Below are 16,828 nucleotides of genomic sequence, written 5' to 3'. Positions count from 1 at the left end.
TTCTCACCGGGGCTGCTCACGTTGTTCTTGGGGCCAGCTGGCGCAAATTGACGTCAACTCAATGGCTTAGCCATTCCCGTTGGAGGGGGGCCGTATTGGCGGAAGGGGTGGGATTCGAACCCACGGTACCCTTGCGGGCACGCCGGTTTTCAAGACCGGTGCCTTAAACCACTCGGCCACCCTTCCAAGTCCGGAACGGCTGTCGCTTAACGCAGTCGACCGCGTAAGGCAACGCGAAGTTGGCCCCCTCGCCTCAAGCTCCTCCCGCCGGCCCTGTCAGGCGAGCGTCAGCCTGTTCCACTAGCTTGATGCCAGGCACGGCGCCGCTGCGCGCCGACACTTCGGCAATCCGGACACTGGCGACATCTCCCAGGGCGTCGCCGGTTGCGAGGCCCGGCAGGATTGGTCTCCATGGCCGGGCCTCTTTTTTTGCTCGCAAAAGAAAACGGCGCCCCGTGAGGAGCGCCGCTCAAAGCCGGTCTGCTTCCGCTGGCTCAGTACCCGCAGGACGCGCAGTTCATCTGCACCGGGGCGTAATAGGAATAGCCGGGCGAGACCATCTCGACGCGCTGGCGCGTGGCGTATTGCGGCGGGATGCGCTGATACTGGACGCTGGGCGGCGCAACCATCACGGTCTGCGGCACCATCACGGTGCGGTATTGCGCGGGCGTGCGGTGCGCGACGACGGAGCCCGGCGAGACCATCACGGTCTCGTCGACGGTGCGGTATTGCGGCGCGACGTATTGCTGCTGATAGCAGGTCTGGCACGGCGGCGGCGCGTAGCAATTGTAGCAGCCGGCGGAAGCCGCGCCCGTCATGGAAATTGCTGCGACTGCGGTCGAGAAAACAACGGCGAGAGTACGAGACATTGCGATGGTGCCCCAGTTGCCCGAAATGGATTTGCGAAGGTGGCCGCATTATACGCCGCAAAATCCAGGGCCGCCGAAGTTCATCGGGGCATCCTTAACGCGAACGGCCGGCTTGCGCCGGCCGTTCAGGACTTGTTGACCATCCGCAGACTGCGCGGATGATGCGAAGCTTACTTCGAGCGACGCTTTACCTCGCGTACCGCGCCGCGCGCGGCGCTGGTGGTGAGCGCGGCGTAAGCCTGCAACGCGGTCGAGACGTTGCGCTTGCGCCCCTGCGCCTGCCAGGCCGCATCGCCCTTCGCCTCTTCCGCCGCGCGGCGCTTGGCGAGCTCCTCGTCGGAGACCTCCAGGCTGATGCTGCGGTTCGGGATGTCGATCGCGATGACGTCGCCGGTGCGGACGAGACCGATGTTGCCACCTTCGGCCGCTTCAGGCGACAGGTGGCCGATTGAGAGGCCCGACGAGCCGCCGGAGAAACGGCCGTCAGTGACGAGCGCGCAGGCTTTGCCGAGGCCCATCGATTTCAGGTAGCTCGTGGGATAGAGCATCTCCTGCATGCCGGGGCCGCCGCGCGGCCCCTCGTAGATGATGACCACGACCTCGCCGGCGACGACCTTGCCGCCGAGAATGCCCTCCACCGCTGCGTCCTGGCTTTCGAACACGCGCGCGGGGCCGGAGAACTTCAGAATCGAGGCGTCGACGCCCGCGGTCTTCACGATGCAGCCGTCCTGCGCGAGGTTGCCGTAGAGCACGGCGAGACCGCCGTCCTTGCTGAAGGCGTGCTCGAGATCGCGCACGACGCCCTTCTCGCGGTCGGCATCGAGCTCGTCGTAGCGGCGCTCCTGGCTGAAGGCGACCTGGGTCGGGATCCCGCCGGGCGAGGCGCGGAAGAAGGTGCGCACCGCATCGCTCTTGGTGCGCTTGATGTCCCAGCGCTCCAGCGCATCGTTCATGGTCGGCGCATGCACGGTCGAGACCGAGGTGTCGATCAGGCCGGCGCGATCGAGTTCGCCCAGAATGCCCATGATGCCGCCGGCGCGATGCACGTCCTCGACATGCACGTCGGCGACCGAGGGCGCGACCTTGCAGAGCACGGGCACGCGGCGCGAGAGACGATCGATGTCCTGCATGGAGAACTTCACCTCGCCTTCGTGGGCGGCGGCGAGCAGATGCAGCACGGTGTTGGTCGAGCCGCCCATCGCGATGTCGAGCGTCATCGCGTTCTCGAACGCCCTGAAGTTCGCGACGTTGCGCGGCAGCACGGATGCGTCGTCCTGCTCGTAATAGCGGCGGACCAGATCGACGATGGTGTGGCCGGCCTCGACGAACAGGCGCTTGCGGTCGGCATGGGTCGCGACGACCGTGCCGTTGCCAGGGAGCGCCAGGCCGAGCGCTTCGGTCAGGCAGTTCATCGAATTGGCGGTGAACATGCCCGAGCAGGAGCCGCAGGTCGGACACGCCGAGCGCTCGATAACCTTGACGTCCTCGTCGCTGACCTTGGAGTCCGCGGCGGCCACCATGGCGTCGATGAGGTCGACGGCCTTGGTCTTGCCGGCCAGCTTGACCTTGCCGGCCTCCATCGGGCCGCCCGAGACGAACACGGCGGGGATGTTGAGCCGCAGCGCTGCCATCAGCATGCCCGGGGTGATCTTGTCGCAATTGGAGATGCAGACGAGGCCGTCGGCGCAATGCGCATTGGCCATGTACTCGACGCTGTCGGCGATCAGCTCGCGCGACGGCAGGCTGTAGAGCATGCCGTCATGACCCATGGCGATACCGTCGTCGACCGCGATGGTGTTGAACTCCTTGGCCACGCCGCCGGCCTGCTCGATCTCGCGGGCGACGAGCTGGCCGAGGTCCTTGAGATGGACGTGGCCGGGCACGAACTGGGTGAAGGAGTTGACGACCGCGATGATCGGCTTGCCGAAATCCGCATCCTTCATGCCGGTCGCGCGCCAGAGGCCGCGGGCGCCCGCCATGTTGCGGCCGTGGGTGGTGGTGCGGGAGCGATAGGCTGGCATGGCGGTTTCCGTCCTCGGGTTGGTGCCTGAGCGGGAAAATGGAAGCCGCCTCAGGCCTTTGTGGCCGGATAGCGCAGCCGGGGAACGCGCGCAACGGGAACTTGGGCATGACAGGGCTCCCCTGCTCCCGGCGCGGGCTCTCTGTCGTGCCCCGGACGCAGCGCAGCGTCACTTCGACGGTGCGCTGCTGAGCCGGGGCCCAGAATCTCGCGGAGGCACGGGTCCCGGCTCTGCGGAGCGGCACTACGCGCCGCACCGCGTCCGGGACACGAGACCTAATGCAAGGTCGGGTCCAGCCGGTCGCGCAGCCAGTCGCCGATGACGGAGACGGCCAGCGTCGTGACCACGATCGTGGTCGCCGGGGCCAGCATGATCCAGGGCGCCCTCGTCAAGTATTCCCGGCCATAGCCGACCATGTTGCCGAGGCTGGTCATCGGCGGCTGCACGCCGAGGCCGAGGAAGGACAAGCCCGATTCCATCAGGATCACCTCGGGAAAGACCAGCGTCGTCGAGACGATCAGGGTGGAGGCGATGTTGGGCAGGATGTGGCGAAGGTAAATCCGCGGCGGTGTCGCGCCCAGCTGGCGGACCGCGGCGGCGTAGCCTTGCGCGTTGGCGGAGATGGCAAGGCCGCGCGCGATGCGGGCGTAGCGCTCCCAGCCGAACAATCCCATCAGGCCGATCAAGAGCGGCAGCGAATTGCCGAAGAAGGCGAGCACGGCCAGCGCCATGATCAGAAAGGGCATGCTGGCCTGGAAGTCGGTCAGCATCAGCACGAGCTGCTCGACAACCCCGCGGAAATGCGCGGCGAGGAAGCCAAGCATGGTGCCGACCACGGCCGAGATCGCGGTGGCGCCGAACGCGATCAGCAGCGAGATGCGGATCGAGACGAGCAGACGCGACAGCACGTCGCGGCCGAGCTCGTCGGTGCCAAGCCAGTGCGCGAAATTGCCGGGCGCGGCCAGCCGGTTGCGCAAATCGAGCTGGGTATAGCCGTAGGGCGCGATCTTCTCGGCGAAGGCCGCGATCACCAGCATCGCAACGATCCAGGTGATGGCGAGCGCAACCGAGACCGGGATCGCCGGCAGGCTGATGCGGCGACGTACGCCTGCGTCCTTCAACGTGGCGTCGGTCATGCGTGCGCCCCCTTGGCGCGCAGGCGCGGATCGGAGGAAGCCATAGAGGAAATCGACGACCAGGTTCGAGGTGACCATGGTCATCGCGACCAGCAAGAGGATGCATTGCACGACGGCGAGGTCACGGTTGGCAACCGCAACGACGAGCAGCCGCCCTACTCCCGGCCAAGCGAACACGCTCTCCACCACCACCGCGCCCGCGATCAGGGTGCCCACCATGAATCCCAAAATGGTCACGGTCGGGATCGCTGCATTCGGCAACGCGTGCGACGTCACCACGTTGCGCCACGGCACGCCCTTGGCAGATGCGGTGCGGATATAGGGCTGGCCCAGCACCTCCAGCATCGCGCTGCGGGTAAAGCGCGCCAGCACGGCGGCGCCCCCCAGGCTCAGTGTCGCGATCGGCAGGATGGCGTGACGCCAGCTGTCCTGCCCGCCCGAGGGCAGCCAGCCGAGTTGCACGGAGAAGACGAGCACCAGGATCAGCGCGAGCACGAAGCTCGGCACGGTAAAGCCCGCAACCGCCGTCGTCATCACGGCTCGGTCGATGGCGGAGCCCCGGTGCAGCGCGGCGTAGATGCCGGCGGGAACGCCGAGCGCGACCTTGAAGAAGAACGCCGGCAGCGTCAGCGCCAGCGTCGCCGGGATCCGTTCCAGCACCAGCTCGATCGCGGGCCGGCCATCACGCATGGAGCGGCCAAGCTCGCCCTTGGCGATGGCGCCGAAATAATCGAGATATTGAAACCAGATGGGATCATCGAGGCCCCAGGCCTTGCGGAACGCAGCGAGCACCTCGGGCGGCGCCTCGGGCCCCAGGATCATCAGCGCGGGATCGCCTGACAGCCGCAGCACGACGAAGGCGAAGGTGACGACAAGCACGATCGTGAGCGCGGCCCGTCCAACGCGAATGGCGACATAGCGTCCCATCACGCGGCGTCCTGCGTTTGAGCGCTCGTCACGAGATGGCAGGCCACCTGCCTGTCACCGCCGACGGCAGACAGCGCCGGCACCTCGCTTGCGCAGCGTGCGATGGCGCGCGGGCAGCGCGGATGGAAAGCGCAGCCTTGCGGCCGCGCCGCCGGATTCGGCGGATCGCCTGAAAGCACGACGCGGCCGGCGCTGCGGCGACCCGGCGCCGGCGATGCCGAGACGAGCGCCTGGGTGTAGGGGTGCTCGGGACGAGCAAAGAGATCATCGGCGCTGCCGATCTCGACGATGCGGCCGAGATACATCACGGCGACGACATCGCTGATTTGCCTGACGACGCGCAGATCGTGGCTGATGAACAGCAGCGTCAGCGACAGCTCGGCCTGGAGATCGCAGAGCAGGTTCACCACCTGGGCCTGGATCGAGACGTCGAGCGCGCTGACCGGCTCGTCGCAGACCAAGAAATCGGGCTTCGTGGCGAGCGCCCGCGCCAGCACGATGCGCTGACGCTGGCCGCCGGACAGCGCGCCGGGATAGCGCGCGCCATGCGCGGGCGTCAGCTCGACCGCGCGCAGGAGCTCGCGGACACGCTCGTCGCGCATCGCCAGCGTGCCGACGCCGTGAATGTCGAGGGGCTCGCAGATTTGCGCCGCGACCGGCAGGCGCCGGTCGAGCGCGCCGAGCGGGTCCTGAAAGATCATCTGCATGCGTGCCCGCTGCGCACGCCACGCGGCCGTTCCCTGCACGGCCATCGGCTTGCCGTCGAAGTGCACCTCGCCGCGATCGGGCGGCTCGAGGCCGAGCACGATGCGGCCGGTGGTCGACTTGCCCGAGCCGGACTCGCCCACGAGACCGAGCGTCTCGCCCCTGGCAATCGTCAGCGATACGCCGTCGACGGCGTGCACGGCCGTAGCGCGGCCGAACATGCCGGAGCGCATCGCGTAGCTGCGCGAGATCGCAGACACCTCAACGAGCGGCGCGCTCATTCGGCAGCGATCCCGAGCAGCGCGCGGCGCGAGGCCTCGGCGCGGATGCAGGCAACGCTGCGGTCATTCGCGATCGGTGCAAGGGTTGGTGCCGCAAGGCCGCACGACTCTACGGCCAACGTGCAACGCGGCGCAAAGGCGCAACCGGACGGCATCTTCGCGGGATCAGGCACCGTGCCTGGAATGGCGGTGAGGCGCCGGCGGGGTCCGTCGAGCGGCGGCAGCGCGCCGATCAGGCCCTGCGCATAGGGATGCACGGGATCGGCGAAGAGCTGGTTGCTGGGGGCCTGCTCGACGATGCGGCCGGCATACATCACCGCGACGCGGTCGCAGTTCTCCGCGACGACGCCAAGATCGTGGCTAATCAGGACCATTGCCATGCCGAATTCGCGGCGGACTGTCGACAGCAACTCCAGGATCTGCGCCTGGATGGTGGCATCGAGGGCGGTGGTCGGCTCGTCCGCGATCAGGAGGTCCGGATTTCCGGCGAGCGCCATCGCGATCATGATGCGCTGGACCTGGCCGCCGGAGAATTCGTGCGGATAGGCTTCCAGCCGCCGGCCTGCATCGGGGATGCCGACAAGATCGAGCAGCCGCCGCGCTTCCGCCTTCACGGCATTGCCTTGGAGATCGCGATGCAGCGCCAATGCTTCGCAGAGCTGCCTGCGGATGGTCAGCACCGGGTTGAGCGCGCTCGCCGGATCCTGGAAGATCATGGCAATGCGCCCGCCCCTGACCTGGTCAAGCGCAGCCGCGGGCGCGCCGAGGATCTCGCGCCCCTCGAGCCGCACCGAGCCGGAGACCTGCGCATGCCGTGGCAGAAGCCCGAGGGCGGCAAGCCAAGTGACCGACTTGCCGGAGCCGGACTCGCCGACGAGGCCGACGGCCTCGCCCTTGCCGAGCGCGAGATCGATCCCGCGCAGGACCGGCACGCTGCCAAAGGCGACGCGCAGATCCTGAATGCTGACCAGTGGTGTCACGGCCTAGGCCTCGAAATTGCCAGCGCGGAAATCCATCGCGAAGGCCGGCGATGCCTTCCACTTGATCGATTTCGGCTTGGCCGTGAAGGTCGCGTTCTGGTGCAGCACCGTGAAGGCGGGGTCCTCGCGCTCGGCGATCTCCAGCATGCGACGGAACGCCTTCTTGCGCGCCGCGCGGTCGGTCGAGGTCTCCAGGAACTCCGAGAGCTTGTTCAGCTCGGCATTGGTCCATTCGCCGATCTGCTGCTGCTGGCCGTTCGGGCCGTGCTGGGCGACCAGCGAGGAGACCGGATCGTTGAAGGCCGCCGAGTTCGACCAGTCGCGCACGGCGCGTGTCGGCGCACGCTCCATGATCTGCGACCAGTTCTCCTTGGTCTCGATCTGGACGTTGAGGCCGACCGATTTCCACATCTCGACCAGCACCTGCGCGGTCGCGACCTGATTGGTGTAGTAGTTGTTGAGCAGGCGATACGGAATCGGATCTCCCTTGTAATTGGCCTGCTTCAACAGATCCTGCGCGAGCTTCGGATCGTAAGCCGGCACGCTCCAGTCGGCGTTGAACATGTCGCCGTAGAACTCCCACTGCAGGCCTTTCGGCACGCGGGTGCGGCCGGCCCACAGGCTGTCCACGATGGCCTGGCGGTCGATCGCGTGGGTGAAGGCGCGCCTGACGAGCGGATTGGCGAGTACGGCGTGGTTCTTGTCGAACACGGTCAGGCGGTGATTGAGGATGGTGCCGCCCTGCACTTCGAACGCGGCATTCTTCTCAATGCCGGCGATCTGGTCCGGCGGGATGTCGCAGGCGAACTGGTATTCGCCCGACAAGAGCCCGTTGATGCGGCTCGCGACCTCAGGCACTTCGAGGAAGCGGATGCGCTTGAGCGGCGGACGGCCACCCCAATATTCGTCGTGCGCTTCCAGGGTCAGCGACACGTCGGGCTTGAGCTCGACGACCTTGTAGGGGCCGGTCGTGACCGGCTTGCGCGCCCAGTCGAGATAGCTCGCGGACTCGTCCCAGGCGCGGCGGTTCATGATGTCGGAGCCGTAGCGCGACAGCCGCCCTTCGATCGTGACGTCGGGCGTCGCGTTGTAGAAGCGCACGGTGTATTTATCGACGGCATCGACGCGCACGAGGTCCGGCCAGATACGGCGCGCGACGGCGGGCACGTCAGGCGGCAGCTCCTTGCCGGGCCGCGGCGTCGGAATCTTCTCGAAGGCCTGGATGGTGGAGCGGCTCTTGGCCTCGGTCTCGCCGAACATGCGCTCGCGGCTGAAGGTGAAGACGACGTCTTCGGCCGTGAGCTCATCGCCATTGTGGAACTTGACGCCCTGGCGCAATTTCACCTCGACGGTCTGGTCGTCGATGCGGCGCCATTCGGTGGCAAGGCCCGGCACGGCTTCGAGGTTGCCGCGCCAGTTCTTCGAGATCAGGCCTTCCCAGATCGAGGAAAAGAACACGCGCTCGCCGACATTGGACTGCTCGCGCAGCACGTCGAGCACATTCGCGTTGGTGACCTTCTGCACGGCGATCGTCACCGCCGGACGGTTGTCTTCTTGCGCGATGGCAAAGCGCGGCAGCAGCAATGTGCTGGCGGCCGCGCCGCCGGATTTCAGGATGGTACGACGGGTAAATCTGCTCATTGCGGTGACCCCTGCCTGGATGGTGCGGTTATTCAGCGAGGCCGAGCGCGGCGAGATGGGCTGCGCCGGCGCGGACGTCGTCGTGATTGCGAAGCTCGAGGATCAGGCGCGGGTTCGACGTCAGCCGTCCCAGCGCGCGGAATACGGCGACCCAGGGGATGTTGCCTTCGCCCGGCGCCCAGTGCCGGTCAGCAAAGCCGTCAGTGTCCTGCAGATGCACGTGGGTCAGCATGTCGCCGGCGGTCTCCACGTAATAGTCGACAGGCGGAGCGCCGGTGGAAATGTGGGCGTAATTGGCGTGACCCGTATCGAGCGAGACGCGGACCTTGGCGCTTTCGAGCGCCTTGGCGAGACGCACGCGTTCGCGCGGATCCTTGTCCTCGATGTTCTCGACGACGATTTCGCAGCCGATGGTTTCGGCGCGTGCGATCACCTCCGCCAGCGTCGCCTTGACGCGTTCCACGATGTTGGCGCGGTTATCGGGATAAAGATCAAGATTGTTGTGATCCCAGGTCGTAAACGGCGAATGGATCACCATCTGCGTCGCGCCGAGGAATTCTGCGGCATCCAGGCCTTGAAGCAGGCGCTTGGTCACCGCCTGGCGGATCATGGGATCGTGGCTGTCGATCTTGAAGCCCCAGAACGGGCCGTGGATGCCGAGCCGTCCGGTATGGCCCGACAGCATCTGCTTGATCTCCCCGGCCGTGCTGCGCCAGTCGCCGTCCAGAAGATCCGCACGGAAGAAGTCCTGGATTTCGAGATCGCGCTGCCGCTCCAGAAGCCAGTCGCGATGCGCAGGGATCGATTTGATGGACAATGCGGCGCCCAGCACCGGCTGCGACATGGCTTGCTCCTTGGCCGTCAGCAATGACGGGAGCAGCGCTAGACCAGTTCAATGACAGGCCGGTGAAACCTGGGTTCCGGTAGCGCCAGGAGATGTGGACATCCTGCCGGTCGCGCGCTCCGGATTCAGACGACCGGGATCGCGATGCCGATGTCGAAAGACATGGCAATCGGTATTCGTGTCCGTAGTGATCCGGAATGGAATCCTAATCAGCCTTCGCGTACATCGCGGGACATCGATCGGCGGCCACTTCCACGGGCATCACCCTCTGATCGCGCTACATGGGGTTGGGGGACCACATGGGGCGGGGGATTGAAGGCTGGGGCAAGGTGACGAGGTCCGGACTCCTAGGCACTCCGGACCTCGAAACTTTCTAATCGAACGCAGCAACGCGCCGTCCGGTGGGGCATCCGGGCGGCGCGTTGTCGTTTCGGCGTGGTTGTTCGATCAGCGCGTCTGCGGCTCAAGCGTCACGGTGCAGTCGCCCTGCCCTTGCGTCGCGACGACGATGTTGCCTGCGGGGGCACCGAGGGCGATCGGGGCCGACGAGCCGCCGCCGGGCATCTGGACAATCACGCTCAGCGAATCCGTGCGCGCGGTCGAGCCGACGGTCGACGGTTCTGCCTGGGCGACATTGCCCGACGGGTCACGCCGCATGACCTGACAGTTCACGTTGTTGCCCGTCGCGCTGCCGCCGGCGGCCACACTCGACGAGGCAGCACCGCCGCTCATCTGCGCCCGGGCCCGCGACGGATCGCGCGGCACCTGGCTGACGATGCGATGCGTGCGCGGCTCCACGATGACGACCTCATCCTCCGTGGCGAAATATTCATAGTCCCGATATTCCGGTTCGATCGAGACGATCTCGGGCGGAACCCGGTAGAGACGGACGCGTGGCGGGATCGTCTCGCCGATCCGGATCGAGATGTTCAGGTTGCGCTCCGGCTGCGCCAGACGAGTACGACTCACCGTTTCGGAGATCCGCACCTGCTTCTCGGACGTCACCTGGGTCTGCTGATTGACCTGCGTGTTGGTCTGCGTGGTCTGATTGGCTTGATTGGTCTGCGTGCCCGAGGTGGCGGGGGCGGTCTGCGCATTGTTGGTCGGAGCCGTCCGGTTGGTGTCGGTCGCGGTCGCCGGCCGGTTGTTCTGCTGCGCCGGCTGTTGCTCGGCTGCATTGCGCGGCGGCTGGTTCTGCTCTTTCTGGTTGGCAGCAGCGCCAGTCCGCTCGTTCTGCTGAGCAGCAGGACCGGTCTTGGATTTCTCGGACTCGGCCGTCGATTTCTGCGGCGAAGACTTGTCCTGCTTGGTCTCGGCGCTGCTCTTGCCGCTGTCGCGTCCCGGCTTGGTGCTCTCCGCTTCACGGTTGCGATCGCGCGCGGGCTCGCGGGATTCGTGTGCCTGATCCTTCGTCTTGGGCTGGTTACGATCGGCGGAATTGGCCGGCTGGCGCTTGTCGTCGGCGGCTTCCTGCTTGGCAGCGCCGCCCTTCTCTTCGCGGCCCGCGCCCTGCAATCGCTCCTGGGCACCTTGTGCGCGCTCCGGGACTCGTTCTTGAACTCGTTCTTGGGCGCCGCCGCGCTGGGCAGCGCCCTTCGCCGGTTCTTCGGTCCGGCGCGGCTCATCTCGGCGCTCACCGGGGGCCTGGGCATAGGCCAAGCCGGACGCGAGCATAAGCCCGACGGCCGCAGTCGATAACATCAAGTGTTTACGCATGATCCCTCTCCTCGACAATGTCGCAGCAACAGACGCGAACGCACTTTCGCGACGAAGGTTCCTCAGAAGGAACGAAGGAGGAATGGGGATTACATCGCGTCCTTGAGTGTGAGGCGGGCCGTGAATGTCACGGTGGTCTTGCCGACCAGCGCCATGCCTTCGACCTCGGCGCCGCCGGCGGAATAGTCGCCCGAGAAACCGCAGGTGACCTCCCGGCCGCCGAATGCGAGCATCCTGCCGACGGCTTCGGTATGCTGATTGACGATCATGTCGCCGCGCCACTTGCCGTTCCGGAACGTGTAGCTGCCGGTGTAGTAGAAGAAGCTGTCGCCGCCCATGATGCGCCCGTCGCAGAGTACGACGACGCCCCTCGCCTGCCCGCGTTTGCCGTCGCGCATCTCGATGTCGAAGATGTAGAGGCCGTTGACGACGCGGGCCTCTTCCTCCGCTTGTGCTCTGTCCCCCGCCGCCATCCGATTATCTCCCCCACCGCTCCGCCGCCTCGATCAGTTCGGCACGTTCCGCTCGAGATCTTCTAGCCATGCCGCCGCGCTCGAATCCGACGGCGCGCGCCAATCGCCGCGGGGCGACAGCGAACCGCCCGCCGAGACCTTGGGGCCGTTCGGCATCGCCGAGCGCTTGAACTGGCTGAAGGCGAAGAAGCGGCGCAGGAACACCTCGAGCCAGCGCCTGATATCCTTGAGGTCATAGGCCTTGCGCCGGTCGTTCGGGAACGCCGGCGGCCATTCGCCCTTGGCCACGTCCTTCCAGGCGTGCTGCGCCATGAAGGCGATCTTGGACGGCCGCATGCCGAAGCGTAGCGTGTAGAACAGGTTGAAGTCCTGCAGCTCGTATGGCCCGACCGACGCTTCCGTGCTCTGCGGCTTCTGGCCGGGCTCCACCGGCACCAGCTCCGGCGAGATCTCGGCGACGAGGATCGCGCCGAGCGTGCGGTTGACGTCGTCGCTGAACTGCTTCGAGGAGATCACCCAGCGGATCAAATGCTGGATCAGCGTCTTCGGCACGCCGGCATTGACGTTGTAATGCGCCATCTGGTCGCCGACGCCATAGGTGCACCAGCCGAGCGCGAGCTCTGAGAGGTCACCCGTTCCGATCACGATGCCGCCGTGATGGTTGGCGAGCCGGAACAGATAGTCCGTGCGCAGGCCCGCCTGCACGTTCTCGAAAGTGACGTCGTAGACTTTCTCGCCCTTGCCGAAGGGATGGCCGATGTCCTTCAGCATCTGCGTCGCGGTGGTGCGGATGTCGAGCTCCTGCCAGCTCGTCTGCAACGCCTGCATCAGCGCCAGCGCATGGGTCTTGCTCTCGCTGCCGGTGGCAAAGCCCGGCATGGTGTAGGCTAGGATGTTCTCGCGCGGCAGGCCCAGCAGATCGACCGCCTTTGCGGCGACGATCAGGGCGTGGGTGGAATCGAGCCCGCCCGAGACGCCGATCACCACGCGCTTGGTGCCGGTGGCGCGCATGCGCTGCACGAGGCCGGCGACCTGGATGTTGTAGGCCTCGTAGCAATCCTGCTCGAGCAGGCTTTCGTCGCTCGGCACGAATGGAAAGCGCTCGATCTTGCGCAGGAAGCCGATGTCGGCGGCCGGCGGCTTCAGCGCGAACGTCATCTTGCGATAGAACGACTCGCGCTGCCTGCGGTTGTCGTCGAACGTGCCCATCAGCACACGTTCCTGCCTGAGCAGATCGAGATCGACATCGGCAGTGGTGATCTGGCCGCCCTGGCGGAACCGCTCGCCCTCGGCCAGCAGCACGCCGTTCTCGTAGATCGAGGTCTGACCATCCCACGACAGATCCGTGGTCGATTCCCCGGCGCCAGCGGCCGCGTAGACGTAAGCCGCGAGACAGCGCGCCGATGTCGACTGGCACAGCAGTGCGCGCGAGCGCGCCCGGCCGATCGTGATCGGGCTGCCCGAAAGATTGATCAGCACGCTCGCGCCCGCAAGCGCGAGCTCGGCGGACGGCGTCACCGGGATCCACATGTCCTCGCAGATCTCGACGCCGATGGTGAGGCCCGGGACGTCCTCGGCCGAAAACAGCAAGTCGACGCCGAACGGTGCATGCAGCCCGCCAAATGAGATCGTCTCTCCGACCATGCCGGCCCCGGAGGCGAAATGCCGGCCCTCGTAGAATTCGCGGTAGGTCGGCAGGTAAGACTTCGGCACCACGCCGAGAACGTTGCCGCGATGGATGACGACGGCGCAATTGTAGATGCGATGGCCAAAGCGCAGCGGCGCGCCGACGACCAGGACCGGCAGCAGACCCGCGGAGGCCTCGACGAGGCCCGCGAGGCCGCGCTCGACCGCATCGAGCAGCGGATCCTGCTTGACAAGATCCTCGATCGCGTAACCGGACAGGCACAGCTCGGGAAACACGGCGACCGCCACCGACTGCTCGTGGCAGGCATTGGCCGCCGCCAGCACGGCCTTGGCGTTGGCCGAGGGGTCGGCGACGTGGGAGGTGGTGACACAGGCGGCCACGCGCGCAAATCCGTGGGCGTAGATCGAGTGGAAAGTCATCGAGCGCAGTACCTTTGATCTCTTCGCTGCCGAAGCCGTCAGCTCCGGATCATATGTAGCCCATTGGCCGGGTCCCGTGCAGGCCATCCGCCGTCATGCATAACGGATTTGCAGGGCCGCCGGTTCAGCGCCCGCCGAGCTCAGGCGCTGCGGGCCAGCACGCCCGACAGGTCGTCGCGCAGCCATTCGGCGATCCGCGGCCAGGCATGCGCGTGGGTGCGCGCGCCCATGAACAGGCCGAGGTGATTGCTCGGCTCGGAAGCCGCAGCAATGAAGGCCGGCGGTGTGCCGAGGAGACCGGCTGTGGCGAGCGCCTGCGCAGCCGGCACGACGTCGTCGTCGAGCCCGGCAAGCATGAACACCGGCGCCTTGACATCCTTCAGATCGACCGTGCGGCCAAGAGCCTTGAAGCTGCCGCCGGCGATCTGGTTCTCCCGGAAGATCCGGTTGACGATCTCCAGATAATAGGTGCCCGGCAGATCGAGCGTCTCCGCGTTCCAGCGCTCGAAGCGCGCGAGCAGCGCCGCGCCCTCCTCGTCCAACAGGTCTCTCTGCAACGCTGCCACGATATCATCGCGGTTCGGCGGCTTGGACCACAAGCGAAGCATCTCCCCGCCGCTGACATTGCCGCCGCCGCGCGCGACGAGCTGGTCGTAGACCACGTCCGGCGCGTTACGGGTGAGCCGGGAGAGCGAGGACTCGATCGAGAGGTCGACGGGCGCGCCGACCAGCACCAGCCGCCGCACCTTGGCCGGGAAGCGCGCCGCATAGAGCAGCGACAGCCAGCCGCCCTGGCACAGGCCGACCAGATCGACCGGCGCGCCGATCTCGTCGACGGCGACGTTGAGATCGCCGAGATAGCTGTCGATCGAGAGATAGCGCATGTCAGGTTTGGCTGACCGCCAATCGGTGAGGTAGATCCGGCCGATGCCGCCGTCCTGCAGGGACCCCACCACACTGTGGCCCGGCGCGAAATCGGCGATCAAGGCCCGATGCAGCGCATAGGGCGCACAGACCAGCACCGGCTGACCGGAGCGCTCTCGCGAGCAATCGCGCAGGTGCATCGTCGCGAGCTCCAGCGCAACGCGGTTGGGCGTCGTCCACGGCAGGTTGCTCTCATCCTGCTCGGCCCGGCCGCGCTCGACCCACCAGAAGCAAGCGTCCATGGCTAGCCGGGCTGCCGTGAACGGCCAGAGCAGCGGCTCATCAGGAGCATGATCCGGTCTGCCCGGCTGTTTGCCGATCTTGTCCACCATGACGTTCTCAAGATCCTTATAGAAACGCCTCGAGGCTGACGACGGAGATGCCGAGGTCGCGAAAGCTGCGATGGGCCGCGGCCACCGAGCCGTCGAGATCGATGCCGCGGCAGGCATCCTCGATCACCGCCACCTGTAACCCCGCCTTGCGCGCATCCTCCGCCGAGAAGCGGACGCAGAAATCCAGCGCGAGACCGGCGAGGAAGACGGTCTTCAGCTCACGTTCGCGCAAATAGCCGAGCAGGCCCGTCGGCGTCTGATGGTCGTTCTCGAACAATGCCGAATAGGAATCGATGCCGCGGCGAAATCCCTTGCGCACCACCAGGCTCGTCCTGACGACGTCGAGATCGCGATGGAATTCGGCGCCCGAAGTGCCCTGCACGCAATGCGCCGGCCAGAGCACCTGGGTGCCGTAGTCGAGCTCGATGGTCTGGAACGGCTGCTTGCCCGCATGGTTCGGCGCGAACGAAACGTGGTCGCGCGGATGCCAGTCCTGGGTCAGCACCACATTGGCGAATTTTTGCGCGATCCGGTTGATGGCGGGGACGACCTTCTCACCGCCGGGAACGGCGAGCGCTCCGCCGGAGCAGAAGTCGTTCTGCACGTCGATCGCCAGCAGCACGTCGCAGTCGGAAATCTTCATCGCCTGTCTCATTCGATGTGCCCGGCGCGCCGGCGCCAGGACAAGCTGCCTGAGTGTCGGTCTTCCCGCGCAGCTTCGCAACCGCCGGCACCGTGCAAAGCTTGCGCGAATTGGTCACCGGAGGACTGCCGGGATGCAACGCTTTGGCCTCGTCCGTGTTGACTAGGCGCACCCGAGGGCGGATTCTCGCACTGTTCGCGCAGGCGGATCGGGTTGAAAAGTCGAGGACAGGGGTGCCGCGGCCGCGAGGCGGCGGCAGCCATGAGGGCGGCATGAATATCGGCAAGACAGGACAGATTCTTCTCGCCGATATCGGCGGCACCAATGCACGCTTCGCGCTGAGCCGGAGCGAATTGGCTCAAGGCGATCAAGACGGACCGATCGAGTATGTGAAGGTCGCCGACTTCCCGACCGTCCGGGAGGCCATCGCGGATGTCCTGGCGCGCCGGGCCGGTGGCGAGCAGCCCCGCAGGGCCGTGCTGGCCGTGGCGGGTCCCGTCACCAACAACCGCTGCGTCATGACCAACAGCCCCTGGGTCATCGACGGCAACGAGCTGCAACCGGCCCTGGGCTTCGAGAGCGTCCACGTGCTCAACGATTTCGAGGTGGTCGCCTGGTCCCTGCCCGCCTTGCAGCCTGCCGATTTGATCTCGCTCGGCGGCCAGGAGGGCCTGCCCGGAGAGCCCTTGCTGGTGGTCGGACCTGGAACCGGCTTTGGCGTCTCCTGTCTGGTCGAACGCCATGGCGCGCGCCTTGCCGTTGTCACCGAAGCCGGACACGCGACCCTGCCGGCGGAGAACGAGCGCGAGGAACGCGTGATCGCGTGCTTGCGCCGACGTCTCGGCCACGTCTCGATCGAGCGTGGCGCGCTCTCGGGTTCCGGACTACAGAATCTCTACGAAGCCTTGGCGGAGGTCGACGGCGCTCAGGTGCCGCATCGCGACGCTGCGGCCATCACCAAAGCCGCCCTCGAAGGCAGTTGTCCCGTCAGCCGCGCCACGCTCGATATGTTTTGCGCCATCCTCGGCTCGGTCGCCGGCAATCTCGCGGTGACGTTCGGCGCCCGCGGTGGCGTCTATATCGCCGGGGGAATTGTCCCGCGCTTTCCCGAGTTTCTGATGGACTCCCCGTTCCGGGCACGTTTCGAAGCCAAGGGCCGGTTCCAGGACTATTTGCGCAACATCCCGACCAGGCTGGTGACCAAGCCCGATGCCAGCTTCGTCGGCCTGAAGATGTTTGCCGAGTCCAATCTGGATTAAGATCAGGTTA

13 protein-coding genes, 1 tRNA gene and 1 pseudogene are annotated in these 16,828 nt (G+C 66.4%); 1 reads left to right on the top strand and 14 read right to left on the bottom strand.

Features of this window, described 5'->3' with window-relative positions; genetic code table 11:
• Positions 1-96 precede the first annotated feature (96 nt).
• From AC0WRY_RS17290 to pncA, 14 genes and pseudogenes are all read right to left on the bottom strand, one after another.
• Positions 97-186, bottom strand: a tRNA-Ser gene (locus AC0WRY_RS17290).
• A 308-nt stretch (positions 187-494) separates the two neighbouring features.
• Positions 495-818: a hypothetical protein gene (locus AC0WRY_RS17285; protein ID WP_194408298.1), complete on the bottom strand. Its 324-nt coding sequence runs from the start codon at positions 816-818 to the stop codon at positions 495-497.
• Positions 819-1,039: 221 nt separating this feature from the next.
• Positions 1,040-2,890 carry a dihydroxy-acid dehydratase gene (gene ilvD / locus AC0WRY_RS17280; protein WP_194402041.1) on the bottom strand — a complete coding sequence of 617 codons (1,851 nt, stop codon included), beginning with the start codon at positions 2,888-2,890 and terminating at the stop codon, positions 1,040-1,042.
• A 275-nt stretch (positions 2,891-3,165) separates the two neighbouring features.
• Positions 3,166-4,026 (bottom strand): ABC transporter permease, encoded by an 861-nt coding sequence (locus AC0WRY_RS17275; RefSeq protein WP_491120070.1) that lies wholly within the window; start codon positions 4,024-4,026, stop codon positions 3,166-3,168.
• Positions 4,023-4,953 (bottom strand): annotated as a pseudogene (locus AC0WRY_RS17270) (ABC transporter permease). Before AC0WRY_RS17270 ends, AC0WRY_RS17275 begins: the two are co-directional and overlap by 4 nt.
• Complete coding sequence (locus tag AC0WRY_RS17265; RefSeq protein WP_491120067.1) at positions 4,953-5,939, bottom strand: ABC transporter ATP-binding protein; 987 nt, start codon at positions 5,937-5,939, stop codon at positions 4,953-4,955. Before AC0WRY_RS17265 ends, AC0WRY_RS17270 begins: the two are co-directional and overlap by 1 nt.
• A complete protein-coding gene (locus AC0WRY_RS17260) occupies positions 5,936-6,919 on the bottom strand; it encodes an ABC transporter ATP-binding protein (RefSeq protein ID WP_491120065.1) in 984 nt (327 codons plus the stop codon). Before AC0WRY_RS17260 ends, AC0WRY_RS17265 begins: the two co-directional genes overlap by 4 nt.
• Positions 6,920-6,922: 3 nt before the next feature.
• Positions 6,923-8,560, bottom strand: a complete 1,638-nt coding sequence (locus AC0WRY_RS17255; RefSeq protein ID WP_491120063.1) for an ABC transporter substrate-binding protein — start codon at positions 8,558-8,560, stop codon at positions 6,923-6,925.
• A 28-nt stretch (positions 8,561-8,588) separates the two neighbouring features.
• On the bottom strand, positions 8,589-9,404 hold the full coding sequence (locus AC0WRY_RS17250) for a sugar phosphate isomerase/epimerase family protein (protein WP_491120061.1): 816 nt from the start codon (positions 9,402-9,404) through the stop codon (positions 8,589-8,591).
• A 447-nt stretch (positions 9,405-9,851) separates the two neighbouring features.
• Positions 9,852-11,063, bottom strand: coding sequence for a DUF1236 domain-containing protein (locus AC0WRY_RS17245; protein ID WP_491120059.1), 1,212 nt, complete (start codon positions 11,061-11,063; stop codon positions 9,852-9,854).
• Between the two features lie 146 nt (positions 11,064-11,209).
• Positions 11,210-11,593 (bottom strand): GrlR family regulatory protein, encoded by a 384-nt coding sequence (locus tag AC0WRY_RS17240; protein ID WP_491120057.1) that lies wholly within the window; start codon positions 11,591-11,593, stop codon positions 11,210-11,212.
• A 33-nt stretch (positions 11,594-11,626) separates the two neighbouring features.
• Positions 11,627-13,660: an NAD(+) synthase gene (locus AC0WRY_RS17235; RefSeq protein ID WP_491120055.1), complete on the bottom strand. Its 2,034-nt coding sequence runs from the start codon at positions 13,658-13,660 to the stop codon at positions 11,627-11,629.
• A gap of 140 nt (positions 13,661-13,800) precedes the next feature.
• The gene (locus AC0WRY_RS17230) at positions 13,801-14,916 is read right to left on the bottom strand and encodes an alpha/beta fold hydrolase (RefSeq protein ID WP_491120053.1); all 1,116 of its coding nucleotides are present in this window, start codon (positions 14,914-14,916) and stop codon (positions 13,801-13,803) included.
• A gap of 16 nt (positions 14,917-14,932) precedes the next feature.
• A complete protein-coding gene (pncA, locus tag AC0WRY_RS17225) occupies positions 14,933-15,571 on the bottom strand; it encodes a bifunctional nicotinamidase/pyrazinamidase (RefSeq protein WP_491120051.1) in 639 nt (212 codons plus the stop codon).
• 260 nt (positions 15,572-15,831) lie between these two features.
• Here pncA and glk point away from each other — a divergent pair, with 260 nt between their 5' ends.
• Entirely contained in the window at positions 15,832-16,818 is a 987-nt protein-coding gene (gene glk / locus AC0WRY_RS17220) for a glucokinase (protein ID WP_194408296.1), read from the top strand.
• The last annotated feature ends 10 nt before the right edge of the window (positions 16,819-16,828 follow it).

The organism is Bradyrhizobium sp. T-12, from assembly GCF_058314695.1.
Note: the sequence above shows the minus strand (reverse complement) of the source record. Positions and strands in the feature narration are given on the sequence as shown.

Bases quoted from the DNA above. Each gene is read 5' to 3' on its own strand.
- AC0WRY_RS17285 (WP_194408298.1), bottom strand. From the start codon at position 818: ATGACGGGCGCGGCTTCCGCCGGCTGCTACAATTGCTACGCGCCGCCG.
- ilvD (WP_194402041.1), bottom strand. From the start codon at position 2,890: ATGCCAGCCTATCGCTCCCGCACCACCACCCACGGCCGCAACATGGCG.
- AC0WRY_RS17275 (WP_491120070.1), bottom strand. From the start codon at position 4,026: ATGACCGACGCCACGTTGAAGGACGCAGGCGTACGTCGCCGCATCAGC.
- AC0WRY_RS17265 (WP_491120067.1), bottom strand. From the start codon at position 5,939: ATGAGCGCGCCGCTCGTTGAGGTGTCTGCGATCTCGCGCAGCTACGCG.
- AC0WRY_RS17255 (WP_491120063.1), bottom strand. From the start codon at position 8,560: ATGAGCAGATTTACCCGTCGTACCATCCTGAAATCCGGCGGCGCGGCC.
- AC0WRY_RS17250 (WP_491120061.1), bottom strand. From the start codon at position 9,404: ATGTCGCAGCCGGTGCTGGGCGCCGCATTGTCCATCAAATCGATCCCT.
- AC0WRY_RS17240 (WP_491120057.1), bottom strand. From the start codon at position 11,593: ATGGCGGCGGGGGACAGAGCACAAGCGGAGGAAGAGGCCCGCGTCGTC.
- AC0WRY_RS17235 (WP_491120055.1), bottom strand. From the start codon at position 13,660: ATGACTTTCCACTCGATCTACGCCCACGGATTTGCGCGCGTGGCCGCC.
- AC0WRY_RS17230 (WP_491120053.1), bottom strand. From the start codon at position 14,916: ATGGTGGACAAGATCGGCAAACAGCCGGGCAGACCGGATCATGCTCCT.
- pncA (WP_491120051.1), bottom strand. From the start codon at position 15,571: ATGAGACAGGCGATGAAGATTTCCGACTGCGACGTGCTGCTGGCGATC.
- glk (WP_194408296.1), top strand. From the start codon at position 15,832: ATGAATATCGGCAAGACAGGACAGATTCTTCTCGCCGATATCGGCGGC.